Origin of the sequence: Candidatus Thiodiazotropha endolucinida (assembly GCF_001715975.1) — a bacterium.
GTDB lineage: Bacteria > Pseudomonadota > Gammaproteobacteria > Chromatiales > Chromatiaceae > Thiodiazotropha > Thiodiazotropha endolucinida.
Genome location: NZ_MARB01000014.1, coordinates 34,347 through 53,236 on the forward strand (window position 1 = coordinate 34,347; position 18,890 = coordinate 53,236).

Below are 18,890 nucleotides of genomic sequence, written 5' to 3' on the forward strand. Positions count from 1 at the left end.
TGGTGATGGGGGGCAGATGATGAAGAAAAGGCCGCAGACGAGCGCCAATCACCGCAAGGGATCGCTAATGTTTGACAATGTGTATGGTTACCGCTCAATTCAGCTCCCGATGTAGTCGGTCTGTGCAGGAAATCAGATAATTTATGGCCATTTACGGTGATTAGCGTCTATTTGCTGTAAAACAGCAGATCTTTTTTCATTGCCTGACTCAGCATTAACAGGCCTGACCCAGCCTCTCGGTGGAGATCCAATAGCTATTGACGGATCATACCTTGTTTTGGGCCGGGGCTTGCTAACATTATATGCGAGCGGACTCGATGGTGTTCATTTCTTTCCCATTTGGCCGATAGGGTAGGTGTCACATTGGCGGATAACGAAGCGATGCAAAAGCAGGACGATGAAAAACCAAAAAGTTGGTTCGTCAAGCATGATGACCTGGTCATGGGGCCGCTCACCAGCGCGAAAATTCGTCACCTGTTACTTGACGGAGAGCTTGAGTTACGGGATCAGATAAGTCCCGACAAAAATAGATGGCAGACTATCAGTCAAATACCCAGTGTGGTTCCACTCCAATTGAGGGCGGCGGAAGGGGATAGTGAAGCTAAGGCCAAGGTTGCTGCCCGTGAAATTGCAGACGCAAGAGATAGTAAGCAGGAGAACCGTTTTCCCATACTCTCTTTGTCGATCTTCCTGTTAGTCATCGGCGCCGTCGTCTTCTATTCATTACGGTATGGAATGCCGAAAAAGATCGAAGAGTCTGTGTGCGAAGCACCGCCAGCCCCCGGTGTGAATTGGCGTAACTGCCTCATCAAAGATCTTGATGCGGGGGCGGCCAGCCTTGCGGGGGCGAACCTGAACAGTGCGGTGCTTCGTCGTGCAAAACTGAGTGCCACGGATTTGAGCAACGCCGATCTTCGCTATGCCAATCTCAGTCATGCGGATCTACGTCATGCGCAAATGCGCGGTACGGCTATGGTGGGGATCAATCTCCAGTTTGCCGATCTAAGGAGTGCCGATTTGAGTCATGCCGATCTGCGCTTTGCCGATCTCTCCAATAGCCGGATTGATGATGCCAACCTTGAAAACGCGAGGCTCGACAACGCACTCTGGCTAGATGGTAGAAATTGCGGGGATAACTCCATCGGGAAATGCGAAAAACAGTAGCGTCGGTGACTGACCCGCAACATCCGGCGATCCACGGCTGTTGCAGCCCAGGCTTGGCTCAGGATGGTGCGCCACTGAACGACTCGGTCTCATAACGATAAACCTCAAGCGTACTGGACCAATAGTTGGCGGGCAGGCCGGCCTTCTGTTTGAGATGGCTGAGAAAATTGCGGGTATCAGGAATAGATCCCCAAACTGAAGGGAGAAAGGTACCCCGGTGATGTCCATCCAGTAGAATCAAGCCGTCTACAGATGGTCTGATTTTTGATACCAGCTCTTGCTCGGATTCGAAATTGATGGCCTCAGCAGGCGTCAGAACTGAGATGTGTATTTCAAGATTTTTCCTCTCATGGGAGGTTAACGGTGGGAATCTTGGGTCTCGGAAAGCGGCAGCATAGGCATTCTCAGCGACATCCTCAACAATCGGCAAATGAGCTTCAAGATGCCCGATACATCCTCTCAGATCTCCTCCCAGCAGCAGGGTAACGAAACATGCTCGAATTTCTTGTAGCCCTGTTGGATAGTCATTGGCTGCAACCGGCAGCGGCACACCCTGCTCGTGACCATGCTTGATGGAATGACCAGCAACCTCAAGCAAGGTTGCTCTTTCCTCTGCAGAAAATTGTGAATGCGCGGTATGGTTCATACTATTCACCCGATATACTCATATGCATTACATTGGTTCGTTTCCACTGTCTGGAGCAGCGCTGACAGCGCTGCCATCTGCTCCCGTTTATTCTGTTTTTGACCGAGTACTCAATAGCTGTTTCATCCCTGTCTGCTTTCGGATTGACGCTGCTTTTTTAGAAAAGGGATGTTGATAAACATGTATCGAAATCGGATAAATAGCAACCTGTAACCTGGCCTGTAGGCTGACAGAATGATGGCCGGCACAATTATCTGTGGCTGAATCACTGTTTCACTTATGAAGCCCTGGATTACTCACCTCCGGTTCGCCATAATCCGCTCCTCGTTTTTACAGAATGGTAAATGTGATGTGGTTCAAAAATCTTCGTATCTATCTGCTACAGCATCCCCTCAACCTCAGTCAGGAAGCACTTGCCGATAAGCTTGAGACTAAGCGGTTTCAGGCTTGTGGCAGCCATGATCTGATCGGTATGGGATGGGACAGCCCGCTGGGCCGTCAATCGGAGGCGCTGGTACATGAGGCCGGCGGGTGTCAGATGATCTGTGCCCGTCAGGAAGACAAGCTGTTGCCTGCAGCGGTTGTCAATGAGATCGTGGAAGAGAAGATCGATCAGATCCAGCAGGAGGAGGGGCGAAAGGTAGCGCGCAGAGAGCGAAGTGAATTGAAGGATGAGGTATTTCATCAATTATTACCGAAGGCGTTCAGCCGGCATACCCGGCAATTCGCCATGATCGACAAACAGCAGGGCTGGATAGTGGTGGATGCTGCCAGCGCCAACAGGGCGGAAGCTTTGATGTCCCTGCTGCGCGACACTCTGGGCAGTCTGCCGGTAAAACCATTGGAGGTTGCGACGTCCCCATCCTATGTCATGACAGAGTGGTTGAAGCGTCCCAGCCAAAACGCGGACTTTACCCTTCTGGATAGCTGCGAACTGCAGGACCGTAGCGATGAGGCGAGCATCCTTCGGTGTAAAGGACAGGATCTTTCGGCGGATGAGATATTGGCGCATATCGATGCCGGCAAGCAGGTGGTTAAACTCGCTGTAGAGTGGGATGAACGCCTCTCCTGCACTATTGATGAGGATATGTCGATAAAACGACTTAAGTTTCTCGACCTCATCCAGGAGCAGGCCGCAGATTACCAGGTTGAGAGCGAGGCCGATGCCTTCGATGGCCAATTCACGCTGATGAGTCTGGAGTTTCGTCGCTTTTTACCCCGTTTATTCGAACTCTTCGGCGGAATAGCGGAGTCTTAGGGATTTTTCCCATAGGACTATTTTATAGAGGCTGAAGTCCGGGTGTGTTCAGGCTGAGCGAAAGTGGGCGAGTGCTGACTGAGAATCAGACCTGTGGCGCATACACGACTAATAACCAGGATTTAATCATGGTTTATTGATTTAAGTCAATGTTTGTCCCGGCAAGAGTCTTTACGCTCTCCCTACGCTCACGGTTGGTCGTTTCCGTGTTAAGCGCTAGTCTGGCGGGGACTGGGACCCATCTGCCTCCAGGGTCCTTCCCCGCCTGTTTTTTTGTCTGATCAGTAGTCGTAATAATCCAGAAACCACAGCGCGAAACTTGCCACGCCATCCTCAAGTCTGGTATCGGGTTTATAGCCTGTGTCGGCTATCAGATCGGAGACATCCGCATAAGTGGCGACCACATCGCCATCCTGCAGAGGCAGCATGTTGATTTCAGCCTTCCTGCCAAGACTCTCCTCCAGTAGCTCTATGTAGCGCATCAACTCAACAGGCTGGTTGTTGCCGATATTATAGAGTCTGTAGGGCGCAGTGCTGGTTGCCGAGTCGGGATAATCACTGTCCCAGTCCGGATTAGGCCGGGGAATACGGTCCAGCACCTGTATGACACCTTCAACAATGTCATCGATATAGGTGAAATCGCGGCGATGCTTGCCATAGTTGTAGACGTCGATGGCTTCACCACGCATGATCTTGTGGGCGAACTTGAGCATCGCCATATCGGGTCTGCTCCAGGGTCCATAGACGGTAAAGAAGCGCAATCCGGTGGTGGGTATACGATAGAGATGGCTGTAGGTATGCGCCATCAGTTCGTTGGCCTTCTTGGTGGCTGCATATAGGCTGACGGGATGATCCACATTGTCATGCACAGAGAAGGGCATCGAGGTATTGGCGCCATACACCGAACTGCTCGAAGCGTAGACGAGGTGTTGTACGCCATGATTCCGGCATCCCTCCAGAATGTGGCCAAATCCCACCAGGTTGGAATCGATATAGGCCAACGGATTTTCGATCGAATAGCGAACCCCGGCCTGAGCGGCAAGGTTTACCACCATCTCAGGTTTGTAGTGGGAGAAGGCGTCTGAAATTCCCCCGCGATCCTCGAGTTCCAGTCGTAGATCGGTGAAATGCGGATGATCTTGAGTGCGCGCCAAGCGAGCTTTTTTTAAATTGACATCGTAATAATCATTAAGACAGTCAATACTGATCACCTCATCCCCACGATCAAGCAGACGTATCGCTAAAGCTGAGCCAATAAATCCGGCTCCACCGGTGATGAGTACTCGCATGGTTAAGAGTCCTAGTTATTTAATCGTGATCGTTTCCAGCGGCCGAGGTAACTCGATTATGGGACCGCCTGTGATTGATCCCTACGCCTTTTTCGAAGATGCACTCTCAGCCGGTCAGGTCATCGATATACCAACTCATGGCCTCCGTCAGGCCCTGATCGATGTTGTGCGACGGTTCATAACCGAGCAAGTGCCTGGCTTTGTCAATATCGGCCAATGAATGTCGCACATCGCCCGGTCGAAAATCCCTGTAAGTGGGTGAGATCTCTTTCAGGTATGGAAAGCTCTCCGCCAGGATGTCCCTGATTTTGGTAAACAGCTGATTCAGCGTGGTACGGTCACCCACGGCAATATTGTAAACCTGATCGACAGCATCCGGATTGTTGCTGGTCGCGGCCAGGAGATTTGCCTGCACGGCGTTGTCGATATAACAGAAGTCACGGCTGGTCTCGCCATCACCATTGATGAAGACCTCGTCCCTGTCAATCATGGCGGCGACCCACTTCGGTATGACGGCGGCATAGGCGCCGTTGGGATCCTGGCGTCTGCCGAAGATGTTGAAATACCTCAAGCCAATGGTCTTGAAGTCATAGCAACGGGCGAATACCTGGGCATAATGTTCGTTGACCAATTTCGTCACCGCATAGGGTGAAAGCGGATTACCGATTCGGTCTTCTAGCTTGGGCAGGCCGGGGTGGTCGCCATAGGTTGAACTCGATGCCGCATAGACGAAACGTCTGACTTTTGCATCGCGGGCTGCCACCAACATGTTCAAATAGCCAGTGATATTGCTTTCATTGGTGGTGATGGGATCGGCCAGTGAACGCGGCACGGATCCCAGTGCAGCCTGGTGCAATACGTAATCGACACCCTGACATGCCTGGCGACAGCTATCCAGACTCCTGATATCGCCTTCGATGAATCTGAACTGGTCCCACTGTTCGGGATTGACGCTGTTTTTGACCTTATCGAAATTGTAGGCATGACCTGTAGCGAAATTGTCGAGACCAACGACTTGTTGTCCAAGGGACAACAGGGTTTCCAGTAGGTTTGAGCCGATAAAACCAGCGACGCCGGTGATCAGCCAGGTCGATTGCTCTATTTGCAGCCTATTCTTCAGATCGCCATAGGGTGTCATAGTCTTGCATCGACCGCGTCGGCAGGGAGGACATTCTTGACGTCGAAGAGAACCCCGTTTTCTTTACAGAGAGTACGGATTTTTTCCACCCCCATCTGCTGGAATTCACGGTGCGCGACAGCCAGTATTACGGCATCGTACTCACCCTCTTTGATATCGCTGATAGGACGAAGGCCATACTCCTCTTCAGCTTCAACCTGGGAAACCCAGGGATCATAAACATCCACCTGAGCCCCGTAATCCTCGAATTCGGACACGATGTCCACGACCCGCGTGTTCCTGAGATCGGGACAGTTTTCCTTGAAGGTCAAACCCAATACCAGCACCCTGCTATTGTTGGATGCGATCCCCCTTTTCATCATCATTTTCACCACACTGTGCACTACATAGGCGCCCATACCGTCGTTGAGCCGCCTTCCTGCAAGGATGATTTCCGGCTGGTAACCGATCGATTGTGCCTTGTGGGTAAGGTAATAGGGATCGACACCGATACAATGGCCGCCGACCAGTCCGGGTCTGAAGGGAAGGAAATTCCATTTACTCCCGGCAGCTTCCAGTACTTCCAGGGTGTCGATGCCGAGGCGGTTGAAAATCAATGCCAATTCGTTGATCAGTGCGATGTTGACATCACGTTGGGTGTTTTCGATGACCTTGGCAGCTTCCGCGATCTTGATACTGCTCGCCTTATGCGTGCCGGCAGTGATGATCGAGCGGTAGAGTTCATCCACGAAATCGGTGACCTCGGGTGTGGATCCTGAGGTCACCTTTTTGATTGTCGGCAGGCGGTGTTCCTTGTCGCCTGGATTGATGCGTTCGGGACTGTAGCCGACATAAAAATCCTGATTGAACTTCAACCCGGAGTCGGCTTCCATGATGGGAACACAAACCTCCTCGGTCGCACCCGGATAAACGGTGGATTCGAAAATAGCGATATCGCCCTTTTTAAGTACTTTTCCCAGGGCATGACTGGCGCCGATCAAGGGAGAAAGATCTGGTTGTTTATGCTCGTTGATCGGTGTGGGAACTGTGACGATAAAGATATTGCAGGGCTTTAGATCGTCGAGATTGCTGGTATAGCTCAGGTAGGGTACCTTTCGCAGCTCTTCAGGATCGACCTCAAGGGAGCTGTCTTGCCCCGATTTGAGCTCTGCAACCCGCGCATCGTTGATATCCAGCCCGATTGTCGGGTACTTTTTACCGAATTCCACTGCCAATGGCAGTCCTACGTAACCAAGGCCGAGCACACCGATGTGCACTTTCCCAAGATCAAACATACGTTATCCTTGTTAAAATGAACCTGAAGCCGTCGAGATCAGGCCAATGAGTATATTCTGACTAAAGATGATGAGTATCAGTAGCCTGTAACGGTGACAGATGATAACTTGGCATGTCGGCGAAATCGAGGGGTTTTTAGTGACATAAGAACTTCTGGCCCGCTATCGAACATAGGCGCTGTCATTTAAATCGCATACGCCGTTGGCATCGACCTGATACCGCTCTGGCGATCGGTGAATATCTGTCCATGTAAAACCGTCAGATTCCGGGCTGGTACGAATGAGAATACTGGATGTCGGGCGGTTATCTGCTTTAACTTTACCTGATCGATCAACCATGGAAATAAAGCTGAAATGATTGCCCTGGTTGCATTGCACGCCGGTTATAGCCACAGTTCCCTGGCACTGCAATCTATCGCCGCCTACGCCAAATCTGAGACTTATTACGACAGGTTGCGGTTGTTTGAAGTATTGGTTAACAGCAATCACCAGCCATTGTTGGAGGCATTGGTGGATTTGCAGCCCAGAATCGTCGGTTTCTCCACCTATCTGTGGAATATCGCTGCCGCCATTCATCTGTCAAGACTGCTCAAGCAGCTCATGCCCGATATCGTTGTTGTATTTGGCGGCCCGGAGGCCGGTCCAAGGGGTAAGTCGTTGTTGTCCCAGTCATCTAGCGTGGATTTTATCATTCAGGGTGAAGGAGAGGCGGCATTCAATGATCTGGTTAGATACGTGCTGTACGGTGAAGGGGAGTTACAGCGTATTTCCGGACTGATCTATCGGGACAAAGGCGGGATATCAAGCAATGCCGTTGAGCTGATCCCCGTCGATAAACTGCCGGCGCCGATCGCCGAAGGCATGGTGGATACAAGTCGGCCGCTTGTCTATTGGGAAACCTCCAGAGGATGCCCCTACAAATGTACCTTCTGCAGCAGCGCCACAGAACGATTGAGGCCGTTTCCATTGGAACGGATAGAGGCCGATCTACAGCAACTGGAGAGGCTTGAAAACAAGACTATTAAGCTTCTCGATCGCAGCTTTCATCTCGGTCAGCAGAGAAGCTGCCAACTGTTAAAACGTTTTGCCGGGACGGGATCGGGATTGCGATTCCATCTTGAGCTGAATCCCGACCGAATATCGCCGCAGGCAATGGAGATCTTCCAGCAGGCGGATGCGGGAAAATTTCAGTTCGAGATAGGTTTGCAAACCCTTGACGAGGTTGTCCTGAATGCGATTGAGCGCCATATGGATATCGCCAAGGCGCTGGAGAATATCAGGCAGCTGGTTGAAATGAGGCGCCATCCGGTCCATCTCGATCTGATTGTGGGATTGCCGGGAGAGACGGCAGATCAGTGCGCCGCATCACTTGACCGTACTTTTTCCCTCTATCCGGATCATCTGCAGCTGGGCACGCTGAAGCTCCTTCCCGGTACCCCGTTGAGGGATCAGGCCCAACATCTTGGATATCGATGGGATCCGGACCCACCCTATGAGGTGCTTTCACACCCGCAGCTTTCATTCAGCGAGATAGCGCGATTCAAACGCCATGCAGAGTTGCTTGAGCGTTTATGGAACAGTGGTTATCTGCGCGCTACTTTAGCGGGGTTGGTGGCAGGTTGTTTTCATGGCTCGGTGAGCCACTGTTTTGACCAACTGTTACGGGTGTGCGGTGTGGGTCTGGCGCGTGACAACCTTCAGCCGGATAGGTTGTTTGGCCATATGACAACAGTCATCCAACCCTACCTGAATCAACATCCGGAGTTGCAGGAGTTATTGTTGTGGGACTATTGTCAATTTAGCCTGGTGACCGGTAAAACACCTGTCTGGATCGCATCACGGTTAACAGAGAGAGTACGACTTATAATCGATGATAAACCGCGGCGATTGCCTGTCCTCACCTTGACGGAGTCGGGTGTCGAGCTGATACAGCGGTATCACAAACAGACGCTAACCGCCGGGCGATATGCGGTTTGGCCGAAACAGTATAAGAAAGGCAAGCCGGTTGAGATTGTCGCGCTTGACGCCTGAGCAAAGCCAGGGCATCCCGGTACTGAAATCGGCGTTTTTCTGTACCACAGCGGAAAACAAATACAGTGTTAACGGGCACGGCCTTTATTGTCTGCTTGCATACGAGATGCGCGTTCGCGGATCTCTTTGCCTGCGTAGTGAAACACCAAACGACCAACCACTTGACGAATACGCTGCACCGTCATGCCACGACCGGTTAGTTTCAATGCCGAGGCGCATACCTGCCAGGACTGTTTTTGCAGCACGCGTTTAATCAAAAGCTCGGCGTCCGCATCGTTGAGTATGCCATCGGCCAGAGCGGCAAGGGTGATCACTTGAATAGCATGCAGACTGAGGTCATATCCCCGCCGGGCGAAGGCGAAGGCGAGCAAGTCGAGCCAATCCTGGAAATCGAGGGTTGTGGTGGGCGGGTGCTCTATGTTCTCCAGTAACGGTGCGGCCAGGCTGCTGGAGAGATGGGCCAGACTGTCACCCAACAGGGTGGGAAGCTGTCTGGCGAAGCGCTGTCTGGCCTCAGTCGCCATCTTCACGCCATGGGGGCTGAGTGGTTGCAGAAACATCACCGATTGATTGTTGCTGCTGGCGCCGGTCCGTAGACCGATTCGTACGGCTTGCAGACCGCATCGCAGCCAGAACCCGATCAATTCTGGCGTGGCGCCGAAGCTGGTACCGAGGTAGTCGAACCCCGTTTTTTCCGCCTCATGTCGAACCGAGTCTACCAGCAGTCGGCCAAGCCCTCTGTTCTGTACGGTTGGATGGACTGCAATGCGCATGATACGCATGCCTTTAAGAGTGGCCGCTAAGGGGAGCCCCAGATGAGCGCTGAGGGATTGAGCCAACAGATGCCCACGGGGTCTGCGTCGGCCGGACCAGATCCGTTCGGTCATCGCTTCATCGAAACCCCCTTCGGCGGCCAGTAATGCCACAGCGACAATGAACCCTCGATGTCGCAACAGAGCGATGCGTAAGTTCGGTCCGTCCAGGAGATGCCTGAGATCCAGGGGCGTGGTTCGATAATGGGCAATGACCAATAGACCGAACAGCTGATTGAGATCGCCCTCATTTTCCAACAACTGTTGCTGTGTTGGATACTCCACTATGACTTCCTGTAGGCTCACATCCGCAACTTCGTTGTCTGGCGCAGGCGAGGCATCCAGGGCGAGAAGCCTGAAGACCAGCGCCTCGAGAGGGTCGTTCCGGGACCAGCGTATCGGCTCGGTGAGGATGACCTCCCGCCACTGAGGTGTATGACGATCGAGGTGGCCCTTGAAGCGGATGTTGAATCCCAGGCCTGTGCCTTCATAACCGTGCACCGTAGTTGCGAAGACGACGCGGGGATAGTGGGCCAGCAGCCCTTCGAGGAGTTTCGTCGGGATAGCGGCCGCTTCATCAACAAGCAGAAGATCTGCGCGCTTGGGATTGGACAAGAGATGGTCCGGGGCATGGAAACGGATGGAGAAACCTTCGTCATCGATAGAGAATGGTGAGCTTTTAGCCTCTGGCAATGCGTTGATCGCCTGCTCGAAGAGCGAACTGACCGCAGCCTGTCTGGGGGCCGTCACTAGGATATCCCGGTATCCCTCTCCAATCAGTCTGGCAGCCGCGATACCCAGTGCGGATGACTTGCCTCGTCCCCGGTCGGATGTAAGCACCAAAGGGCGTTTTCTATGACCCTTCACTACGCGGATGATGGCATCCACAGCCTGCAGCTGATCCCTGGTGCGGCATTGTGGATGATTAAAGAGTGGTATTTGAGGTGGAAACGCTTCCGGATTGACCGGTGCTGAGGGTGTGGCCTCCGGTGTGATAATCAAAGCGTCCGGGTCGCTTTGCAGAATATTGGAGATCCTTTGCAGGAATCTTCCTGTCAGATCAGCCTTATCAAAACCGGCGACCCTGATTCGCTCGGCGACTGGATCCGGGTGGGTGTGCCACTCCGAGAGAGGTGGTGTCAACAGCAACAACAGACCTCCACCGCGCAGGGTGCCGCTCAATGCACCGAAGGCGTCCGGATCGAATCCGCTATGGGCGTTATAGATGAGAAATTCACACTCCCGCCCCAGCTGGGCAAGTGCCTGGTCATTATTCAGGGTTGCGATCTCATCGGTGTTTGCATCGCCAATCCAAATGGAATCAGCAATCTTCAACTGATGCAGGGCGGCCATTGCCCGGTTTTTACACCAGGCAGGATCCCCCGCTATTACCAACAGAGCTCTGTGACGCCGCTGACTTGCATTGGCGCGGAGCTGTTGAAGCAATATATATAATGATGAATTAGTGTTAATAATAAAAAACTTACTATATCTTTATAATATTTTACATTATATATGAGCTTTACATTCCTCCGCTTTCAAAGTAGACAAGGGAGATAACCTTGACTGTTTCAGCGGGTTAACCGTTTAAATGGTCGTTAAACTCATATCCGGCTTAGCTGTTACCTGGTAACGGCCTGCATTGCTTCCAATAGTAACAGTGTAAAGGTGTAATTTTTAATGTCTGATGTCGAGGTGGCCGAACAGATCCGGGTCCGTGGCCTGGTGCAGGGTGTGGGCTTCCGTCCGACTGTTTGGCGCCTGGCACGGGCAAATGGGCTGCGCGGTGCAGTATGGAATGACAGCCAGGGTGTGGAGATGCATATCTGCGGTGAAAAATCGCAGATCGATCGCTTTTGCGAACAACTGCTGTTACAGCCTCCGCCCTTGGCGAAAATCGATTCCCTGAATCGGCATCCCACGGATCAACTGCCGCATCAGAATGAGTTCATTATCACCGAAAGCCGGTCGGGAGATGTGCAAACCGGCGTAGTACCCGATGCCGCAACCTGCGATGCCTGCCTCAAGGATATTGCCGATCAGGAAAACCGGCGCTATCGATATCCATTCACCAACTGTACTCACTGTGGTCCGCGATTGACGATTGTTGAAGGAATACCCTATGACCGGATCAATACCAGCATGCGCCATTTTCCCATGTGTGATACCTGTGAGGCGGAGTACCGGAATCCAGGGGATCGGCGCTTTCATGCACAACCCAATGCCTGCCCGGTATGCGGGCCCAGGATCTGGCTCAGCGACCCGTCGGGCGGGATAATCGAAGCCAGCGCCACAGGGGAGGATGCAATTCAGGAGGCGCAACACCAGCTGGCGGCAGGTAAGATTGTGGCAATCAAGGGAATAGGCGGTTTTCATCTTGCCTGTGACGCAACCAATGATGATGTGGTGGCGCGTCTGCGTGAGCGAAAGGGTCGCTATCACAAACCCTTCGCCTTAATGGCGAAGGACAGCCGCATTGTCCGGGAGTATTGCCGTGTCAGCGATGAGGAGGAGCGCCTTCTGCGGGGTGCGGCCGCACCCATTGTACTTCTTTCCCGTATCCCTGCTGCGCTGGCGGAAAACGTCGCGCCCCGCCAGGCCACACTCGGATTTATGTTGCCCTATTCACCGCTGCATCACCTGCTGCTGGCCGGAATGGAGACGCCATTGGTGATGACCAGCGGCAATCGGGTCGAAGAGCCTCAGTGTATCGGCAATCGAGAAGCGACGGAGCGGCTTCAGCCCCTTGCCGATCTGTTTCTTTTGCATGACAGAGAGATCACCAACCGGGTCGACGATTCCGTGGTGCGGGTTATGGAAGGAAGCCCAAGAGTATTGCGACGTGCTCGAGGCTATGCGCCTCAACCCATGCGTCTGCCTGATGGTTTTGATCAGGCGCCGCCGTTGCTTGCTATGGGAGGAGAGCTGAAAAACACCTTCTGTCTGACACGGGATGGGGAGGCGATTCTCTCCCAGCATATCGGGGATCTGGAAAATCTGATCTCCTATCAGGATTACCTGAAGAATCTTGAACTCTACGGGAAACTGTTCGACCATCGGCCGCAGCGGTTGGTTGCCGATCTTCATCCCAATTATCGTTCTACCCAACACGCCGGAAATCTCGCAGATGAGTTGGGACTGCCATTGATATTGGTACAGCATCATCATGCGCACATCGCCAGTGTCCTGGCTGAAAACGACTGGCCCTTAAACGGCGGAAAGGTGCTTGGAATTGCCCTGGACGGATCGGGTTATGGCGATGATGGCACCATCTGGGGCGGAGAGTTTTTGATCGCCGATTATCTCGGGTATCAACGCCTGGGCAGACTCACACCCATTCCACTGCCGGGTGGTACCCAGGCGATTCTGCAGCCCTGGAGGAACACCTTCAGTCAATTGAGTCACTATCTGGGTTGGCGGCAGGTAGTGGCCCGGTGGGGGGATTTGGAACCGATCGATTGGCTTAACCGTCAATCGGTGAAGGTGCTCGGCAGAATGATAGAAGCCGGGGTCAATTCGCCAATGAGCAGTTCCTGCGGGCGTCTGTTCGATGCCGTGGCGGCTCTATTGGGTATCTGCCGGCAATCGATCAGCTACGAAGGCCAGGCAGCGATTGAGCTCGAAGCCGCTGCATCACACCATCGGAATGACGATCTGGCACCCTATAGTCTGCAGATTCATGAGGAGCAGGGGAGTTTTCGCCTCGATAGTGCAACCCTCTGGCCGAGTATCCTTGAGGATCTGCATGCCGGGCGGGACAGGGGTGAGATCGCATGGCTTTTTCACCTGGGTTTGGCACAGAGTCTGAGTCAAGCGGCAGTTGAAATAGCACGTCTCCATCAACTGGATACCATCGCGCTCACAGGGGGCGTTTTTCAGAACAAAACCTTGTTCGAACTCGTCTCGCATCAACTTCAACAGGCTGGCCTCAGACTTTTGTCACAGCGGCAGGGCCCCGCCAATGACGGTGGGTTGGCACTCGGACAGGCAGCAATCGGAGCTGCAAGAAGTTTGATATCAGACTAAATTTACTATTAGTGTTAACAGGCCCTAGGGAGCTCTAATAAGGTATGTGAGGAGAGCACTGTTTCAGAGGTCGCCATGAAGACCCATTTTCCCACCAAGTACTGGCACAATGTTGATGATAAGCGGATTCAATGTGATCTCTGTCCACGCTATTGCCGAATCAAGGAGGGAAAGCAGGGATTTTGCTATGTCAGAGAAAATCACCGGGGTGCCGTGGTGCTGAATACCTATGGTCGCTCGAGCGGATTCTGCATCGATCCCATCGAGAAAAAGCCCCTCAATCACTTTTTACCCGGCACCCCCGTTTTTTCTTTCGGCACAGCCGGTTGCAATCTGGCCTGTAAATTTTGTCAAAACTGGGATATCAGCAAATCCCGGGAGATGGATACCCTGGCGGATGAGGCCTCACCCGAAATGATCGCGCAAACGGCCCGGCGGCTGGGATGCAGGAGTGTCGCCTACACCTACAATGACCCGGTTATTTTCCACGAATACGCCATCGATGTGGCAAAGGCCTGCGCCGAATACGATATCAAGTCAGTGGCGGTCACGGCAGGCTATGTATGCGCCGAACCGAGAACAGAGTTCTATCGCTATATGCACGCCGCGAACGTGGATTTGAAGTCCTTCAACGAGACCTTCTACCATAAATTGACAGGCGCCCACCTGGAACCGGTTCTCGAGACCTTGAAATATCTTAGGCACGAGACCGGTGTCTGGGTCGAAATAACTACTCTGTTGATACCTGGAGAGAATGATTCAGATCAGGAGTTGAACGATCTGAGCCAATGGGTGGTGGATAATCTGGGACCTGAGGTACCGCTCCATTTCACAGCCTTCCATCCCGATTGGAAGATGAGAGACTATCCTCCCACCCCCCATGCCACCCTCAGCAGGGCGCGCAGGATCGCTATTGATAATGGGGTGCACTATGCCTATGTGGGTAATGTTCACGATAGCCGCGAGTCGAGCACCTGGTGTCACCATTGCGGGAAACTGTTAATTCAGAGGGATTGGTATGAACTGGGGGAATGGCATCTCGATGATCATGGCTGTTGTGTTCATTGCGGCAGCCGATTGGCGGGGCTGTTTGATTCGAACCCGGGTGTGTGGGGAAGCCGGCGACAGGCAGTGAGGATGAACTATTGAGCATCAGACAACTTATGTGGCTTGCCTGCGGTTTGGCTGTGAAAGAAGTGGGCGATGCAGTGATTTCAATGGGAAATTGAGCTTCAAGGTGGTCGATATGAGTATGATCAGAAAGCCCGCGGTATCCGATCTTTTCTATCCTGAGGATGCGGATAGTCTGCAGCAGATGGTAACAGGTTACCTTGATTCGGCAATGCAAGACGGGCAGTCGCCAAAAGCGCTGATTGCCCCACATGCCGGTTATATCTACTCGGGGCCGATTGCCGCCAGTGCTTATGCCGGACTTTACACTGCGGCGAATCGTATCAGCCGGGTGGTGCTTATCGGTCCCTCTCACCGGGTACCGTTCTACGGGTTGGCAACCAGTGGGGCAGACTACTTCCGGACTCCACTGGGTGATATTCCAATCGACCGGCAGACAATTCAAACCCTGGAGGCGTTACCGCAGGTGACTTGTCTCGAGGCTGCCCATACCCAGGAACACTCGTTGGAAGTGCAGTTGCCTTTCCTGCAGGTCGTGTTGCGCGAGTTTTCCCTGGTTCCTCTGGTAGTGGGCGATGCCTCGGGTGATCAGGTGGCAGAAGTGTTGGCAAGAGCCTGGGGGGGAGAGGAGACACTGATCGTGATCAGTTCCGATCTCAGTCACTATCATGACTATGTGACCGCGCAACGTATGGACAAGGCGACCAGTGATGCCATCGTTACCCTCCATCCTGAACGCCTCGATTATGAGGACGCCTGTGGTCGCATCCCGGTTCAAGGCCTGTTGTTGGAGGCAAAACGTCTGGGCCTGTATGGAAAGCTGGTTGATTTAAGAAACTCCGGTGACACAGCAGGCAGTAAGGACAGGGTAGTAGGTTACGGCGCCTATATCTTTACCCGATCCGAGGCTGCGTGAAGCGTCGATACAGGCGGGACCCTTGTCTCTCCCACGTTGCTCACTGGATAGCCTCCCAAGGGCGTCGATATCCGCCCGATAAGGGCCAGGCGATGCGTTTTCTCGAGCGATTGGATCCCACGGCCGGCTTTTTCTCATTTCGGACCTTTTCTGATACCGAATACAGCCGTTCACCCGGCTATGATCCCTTGGAAAAAGCGGTCCACGGCACCCTTGACGCATGCTGGGATCAACTTGTGACGCTAAACCGTCAAGGGGCTGTAGTCTCGGTCACCATCAATCGGACCAATGGCGTGGGTAGGGGATTGTCCGATATTCATCAGGTCAGGGCCTTGTTTGTGGATGATGACAGGGGGGGCGATCCGGGAAGATTCCCCCTTAAGCCCCATATTCAGGTAGAGACATCACCTGGTCATCACCACTATTATTGGCTGGTGCGGGACCTCCCGTTACGACATTTCTCCTCCTATCAACAACGGCTGGCCAAAGAGTACCAGGGCGATTCCCGTGTACAGGTCCTGAATCAGTCGATGCAACTGCCTGGATTCTGGCGCAGAAAAAGTATCACCGAACCCCGGCTGCCGGTAGTGCTGGCAATCAGCGGGCACGACCCTTATCGATATTGTGAGCTGGGTCGTCTTATCACGACTGACTAGCCGCAAATGAACGCCAATCACAGCAAATTTAACGCCAATATCTTCAAGGTCATTTTTAGCGGGCGTTAATTTACGGCCTGTTATTCTCAATTCGATCCTCACATTATGAAGAGGGTCGCTTTCAAACAGGCGATCAATGCACGACTATGCCGCGCATCAATAGGGGAAGTAGTTATCGGGTATCAGTATCGTGGCTTTCTTCTGAACCCGGTTATCCAGATAGGGAAAGTCGATTGTATAGTGGAGGCCCCGGCTCTCCCGGCGTGATTGGGCCGAGCGGATGATCATATCCGCGACATCGACCAGGTTACGCAGTTCCAGCAGGTCGATAGTGACCCGGAAATTGCTGTAGTACTCGACGATCTCCCGGCGTAACAGATCGATTCGCCTGCATGCCCTCATCAAACGCTTATTGCTGCGTACGATGCCGACATAGTCCCACATGAAATGGCGCAATTCATCCCAGTTATGCGAGACCACGACCTCTTCATCGGGTTCGGTAACCCGGCTTTCATCCCAGGGCGTCAATTTGGGAGGCTCAGGGGTCTCGGCATCCAGGAGATGGATATCCTGGGCGGCGAGGTTGGCGAAAACCAGACATTCCAACAAAGAGTTGCTGGCCATGCGATTTGCCCCATGCAGACCGGAGTAGGCACTTTCGCCAATCACGTAGAGCCCGGCGATGTCGGTCCGTGCCTGCTCGTCAGCCACCACGCCACCGCAGGTGTAGTGGGCGGCCGGAACGACCGGTATCGGTTGCCGGGTGATATCGATGCCGAAGTCGAGACAGCGCTGATGGATGGTGGGAAAGTGCTCATGTATGAAATCGGCGGATTTATGGCTGATATCCAGATAGAGACAGTCAGCGCCGATACGCTTCATCTCATGGTCGATGGCGCGGGCGACGATATCACGGGGCGCCAACTCTTCACGCTCGTCGAAACGATGCATGAAACGGCTGCCATCGGGGAGTTTCAACTGACCGCCTTCACCCCGGACTGCCTCTGAAATGAGAAAGCTTTTGGCTTCCGGATGGTAGAGGCAGGTGGGGTGAAACTGGATAAACTCCATATTAGCGACCCGACAACCGGCCCGCCAGGCCATGGCAATGCCATCACCCGTAGAGACATCGGGATTACTGGTGTATTGATAGACTTTGCTCGCACCGCCTGTTGCCAGGACGACGAATCGGGCCCGGAAGGTTTCGACCTGGTTGTTTTTGTGGTCGAGGATATAGGCGCCATAACAACGTTTTTGCTGCTTGATCTGACTGCGTTCGCTGGTGATCAGATCAATAGCGATATGATGTTCGAATACGTCTATATTGGATTGAGCCAAAACCTGAGCCTGAAGCGTGGTTTCCACCTCTTTGCCTGTCGCATCGGCAGCATGGATCACACGACGGTGGGAGTGTCCCCCCTCCCGGGTCAGGTGATAGCCGCTGCTGGACGATGAAGTGTCGTCTCGGGTGAAATTGACGCCTCCCTTGAGCAACCAGTCGATGTTCATCGGTCCATGTTCCACTACCAGCTGAACTATTTCTTCATCACACAGTCCTACACCGGCGTTAAGGGTGTCTTTCACATGTGACGCAACGCTATCCTCCTCATCCAGTACGACGGAGATCCCGCCCTGTGCATAATAGGTATTGGTCTCTTTAAGCTCACGCTTGGAGATTACGGCTATTTTCAGGTGCCTGTCCAGGTGCAGGGCCAGGCTCAAGCCGGCAGCGCCGCTGCCGATGATGAGGACGTCATACTGATTATCGGTTGTCATATTTGCGGGGTCGAGTCGTTACGGTGATAATGCGCATCCAGATGTAATGCATCCTAGCTTAATTTGACATTTCATTGAACCAGATCAATTCAAGCTGGGGGATTGCGAGAACTAATCAACATTAAGACTGTCAATGGGACTGTGCACAGGATGTGCCCGTCACGAGGAGGTATCGGCCCGGATGGGCGAGCGGTTAATCGATCAGGAACTCGTCGCACGGGTTCAGCAGGGTGATAAAAAAGCATTTGATCTGTTGGTACTCAAATACCAGCAGAAGATCACCAATCTGATCTCACGCTATATCCGGGATCCGCATGAGGTGCTGGATGTGACCCAGGAGGCCTTTATCAAGGCATACAGGGCCATGCCAAAATTTCGTGGTGACAGTGCTTTTTACACGTGGCTCTACCGGATCGCCATCAACACGGCCAAAAACTACCTTGTGGCTCAGGGACGTCGCCCGCCTTCGGATGATGTCGAGGCAGAAGTGGCTGAACAAATGGACGTCGGTACGCGTCTAAAGGAGACAGGTACACCGGAGAATCATGTATTGACGGAAGAGATCAGCATGACTGTACAGAAGGCGATCGACGATCTGCCCGAGGATCTGCGTACAGCCATCGTTCTGAGAGAGCTCGAGGGTATGAGCTATGAGGAGATCGCCAACGCTATGTCCTGCCCGGTCGGGACGGTTCGTTCGCGCATATTCAGGGCTCGTGAAGCGATCGACAAAAAACTGAGACCTTTGTTAAAACCTTAATGTCAGGCATATA

General features: G+C 53.0%; 14 protein-coding genes. 8 read left to right on the top strand and 6 right to left on the bottom strand.

All coding sequences use genetic code 11. The features are described 5' to 3' along the window. Positions 1-381 precede the first annotated feature (381 nt). Entirely contained in the window at positions 382-1,164 is a 783-nt protein-coding gene (locus CODIS_RS12645; protein WP_069125617.1) for a pentapeptide repeat-containing protein, read from the top strand. Between the two features lie 58 nt (positions 1,165-1,222). On the opposite strand, the gene amrA is transcribed toward CODIS_RS12645, so the two are convergent. After that, complete coding sequence (gene amrA / locus CODIS_RS12650; RefSeq protein WP_069125619.1) at positions 1,223-1,810, bottom strand: AmmeMemoRadiSam system protein A; 588 nt, start codon at positions 1,808-1,810, stop codon at positions 1,223-1,225. A gap of 349 nt (positions 1,811-2,159) precedes the next feature. Between amrA and rdgC the strand changes: the two genes are divergently transcribed. Further along, complete coding sequence (rdgC, locus tag CODIS_RS12655; RefSeq protein ID WP_069125622.1) at positions 2,160-3,068, top strand: recombination-associated protein RdgC; 909 nt, start codon at positions 2,160-2,162, stop codon at positions 3,066-3,068. A 281-nt stretch (positions 3,069-3,349) separates the two neighbouring features. On the opposite strand, the gene CODIS_RS12660 is transcribed toward rdgC, so the two are convergent. From CODIS_RS12660 to tviB, 3 genes are all read right to left on the bottom strand, one after another. Continuing rightward, positions 3,350-4,357, bottom strand: a complete 1,008-nt coding sequence (locus CODIS_RS12660) for an NAD-dependent epimerase (protein ID WP_069125625.1) — start codon at positions 4,355-4,357, stop codon at positions 3,350-3,352. A gap of 106 nt (positions 4,358-4,463) precedes the next feature. Continuing rightward, the gene (locus CODIS_RS12665) at positions 4,464-5,495 is read right to left on the bottom strand and encodes an SDR family oxidoreductase (RefSeq protein ID WP_069125628.1); all 1,032 of its coding nucleotides are present in this window, start codon (positions 5,493-5,495) and stop codon (positions 4,464-4,466) included. Next, the gene (gene tviB / locus CODIS_RS12670) at positions 5,492-6,769 is read right to left on the bottom strand and encodes a Vi polysaccharide biosynthesis UDP-N-acetylglucosamine C-6 dehydrogenase TviB (protein WP_069125630.1); all 1,278 of its coding nucleotides are present in this window, start codon (positions 6,767-6,769) and stop codon (positions 5,492-5,494) included. Before tviB ends, CODIS_RS12665 begins: the two co-directional genes overlap by 4 nt. A gap of 354 nt (positions 6,770-7,123) precedes the next feature. Between tviB and CODIS_RS12675 the strand changes: the two genes are divergently transcribed. Continuing rightward, positions 7,124-8,800: a B12-binding domain-containing radical SAM protein gene (locus CODIS_RS12675; RefSeq protein ID WP_069125633.1), complete on the top strand. Its 1,677-nt coding sequence runs from the start codon at positions 7,124-7,126 to the stop codon at positions 8,798-8,800. Between the two features lie 68 nt (positions 8,801-8,868). Here the strand turns inward: CODIS_RS12675 and CODIS_RS12680 are convergent, their stop codons facing one another. Then, on the bottom strand, positions 8,869-11,058 hold the full coding sequence (locus CODIS_RS12680) for a tRNA(Met) cytidine acetyltransferase TmcA (protein WP_154723116.1): 2,190 nt from the start codon (positions 11,056-11,058) through the stop codon (positions 8,869-8,871). A gap of 234 nt (positions 11,059-11,292) precedes the next feature. Between CODIS_RS12680 and hypF the strand changes: the two genes are divergently transcribed. The 4 genes from hypF (at position 11,293) to CODIS_RS12700 (ending at position 16,341) form a co-directional block, all read left to right on the top strand. Then, positions 11,293-13,638, top strand: coding sequence for a carbamoyltransferase HypF (gene hypF, locus CODIS_RS12685; protein WP_069125639.1), 2,346 nt, complete (start codon positions 11,293-11,295; stop codon positions 13,636-13,638). Between the two features lie 75 nt (positions 13,639-13,713). Continuing rightward, positions 13,714-14,787 (top strand): AmmeMemoRadiSam system radical SAM enzyme, encoded by a 1,074-nt coding sequence (amrS, locus tag CODIS_RS12690; RefSeq protein WP_069125642.1) that lies wholly within the window; start codon positions 13,714-13,716, stop codon positions 14,785-14,787. Positions 14,788-14,884: 97 nt separating this feature from the next. Then, on the top strand, positions 14,885-15,685 hold the full coding sequence (gene amrB, locus CODIS_RS12695) for an AmmeMemoRadiSam system protein B (RefSeq protein WP_069125843.1): 801 nt from the start codon (positions 14,885-14,887) through the stop codon (positions 15,683-15,685). Beyond that, positions 15,682-16,341 carry a DNA-primase RepB domain-containing protein gene (locus tag CODIS_RS12700; RefSeq protein ID WP_154723117.1) on the top strand — a complete coding sequence of 220 codons (660 nt, stop codon included), beginning with the start codon at positions 15,682-15,684 and terminating at the stop codon, positions 16,339-16,341. The genes amrB and CODIS_RS12700 overlap by 4 nt, the downstream gene beginning before the upstream one ends. A 156-nt stretch (positions 16,342-16,497) precedes the next feature. Here CODIS_RS12700 and nadB read toward each other — a convergent pair whose 3' ends face one another. Further along, positions 16,498-18,117, bottom strand: a complete 1,620-nt coding sequence (nadB, locus tag CODIS_RS12705) for an L-aspartate oxidase (protein ID WP_069125648.1) — start codon at positions 18,115-18,117, stop codon at positions 16,498-16,500. 181 nt (positions 18,118-18,298) lie between these two features. On the opposite strand from nadB, the gene rpoE reads away from it, so the two are divergent. Continuing rightward, positions 18,299-18,877 carry an RNA polymerase sigma factor RpoE gene (gene rpoE, locus CODIS_RS12710; protein ID WP_069125651.1) on the top strand — a complete coding sequence of 193 codons (579 nt, stop codon included), beginning with the start codon at positions 18,299-18,301 and terminating at the stop codon, positions 18,875-18,877. The last annotated feature ends 13 nt before the right edge of the window (positions 18,878-18,890 follow it).

Bases quoted from the DNA above. Each gene is read 5' to 3' on its own strand.
- CODIS_RS12645 (WP_069125617.1), top strand. From the start codon at position 382: ATGCAAAAGCAGGACGATGAAAAACCAAAAAGTTGGTTCGTCAAGCAT.
- amrA (WP_069125619.1), bottom strand. From the start codon at position 1,810: ATGAACCATACCGCGCATTCACAATTTTCTGCAGAGGAAAGAGCAACC.
- rdgC (WP_069125622.1), top strand. From the start codon at position 2,160: ATGTGGTTCAAAAATCTTCGTATCTATCTGCTACAGCATCCCCTCAAC.
- CODIS_RS12660 (WP_069125625.1), bottom strand. From the start codon at position 4,357: ATGCGAGTACTCATCACCGGTGGAGCCGGATTTATTGGCTCAGCTTTA.
- CODIS_RS12665 (WP_069125628.1), bottom strand. From the start codon at position 5,495: ATGACACCCTATGGCGATCTGAAGAATAGGCTGCAAATAGAGCAATCG.
- tviB (WP_069125630.1), bottom strand. From the start codon at position 6,769: ATGTTTGATCTTGGGAAAGTGCACATCGGTGTGCTCGGCCTTGGTTAC.
- CODIS_RS12675 (WP_069125633.1), top strand. From the start codon at position 7,124: ATGATTGCCCTGGTTGCATTGCACGCCGGTTATAGCCACAGTTCCCTG.
- hypF (WP_069125639.1), top strand. From the start codon at position 11,293: ATGTCTGATGTCGAGGTGGCCGAACAGATCCGGGTCCGTGGCCTGGTG.
- amrS (WP_069125642.1), top strand. From the start codon at position 13,714: ATGAAGACCCATTTTCCCACCAAGTACTGGCACAATGTTGATGATAAG.
- amrB (WP_069125843.1), top strand. From the start codon at position 14,885: ATGAGTATGATCAGAAAGCCCGCGGTATCCGATCTTTTCTATCCTGAG.
- nadB (WP_069125648.1), bottom strand. From the start codon at position 18,117: ATGACAACCGATAATCAGTATGACGTCCTCATCATCGGCAGCGGCGCT.
- rpoE (WP_069125651.1), top strand. From the start codon at position 18,299: ATGGGCGAGCGGTTAATCGATCAGGAACTCGTCGCACGGGTTCAGCAG.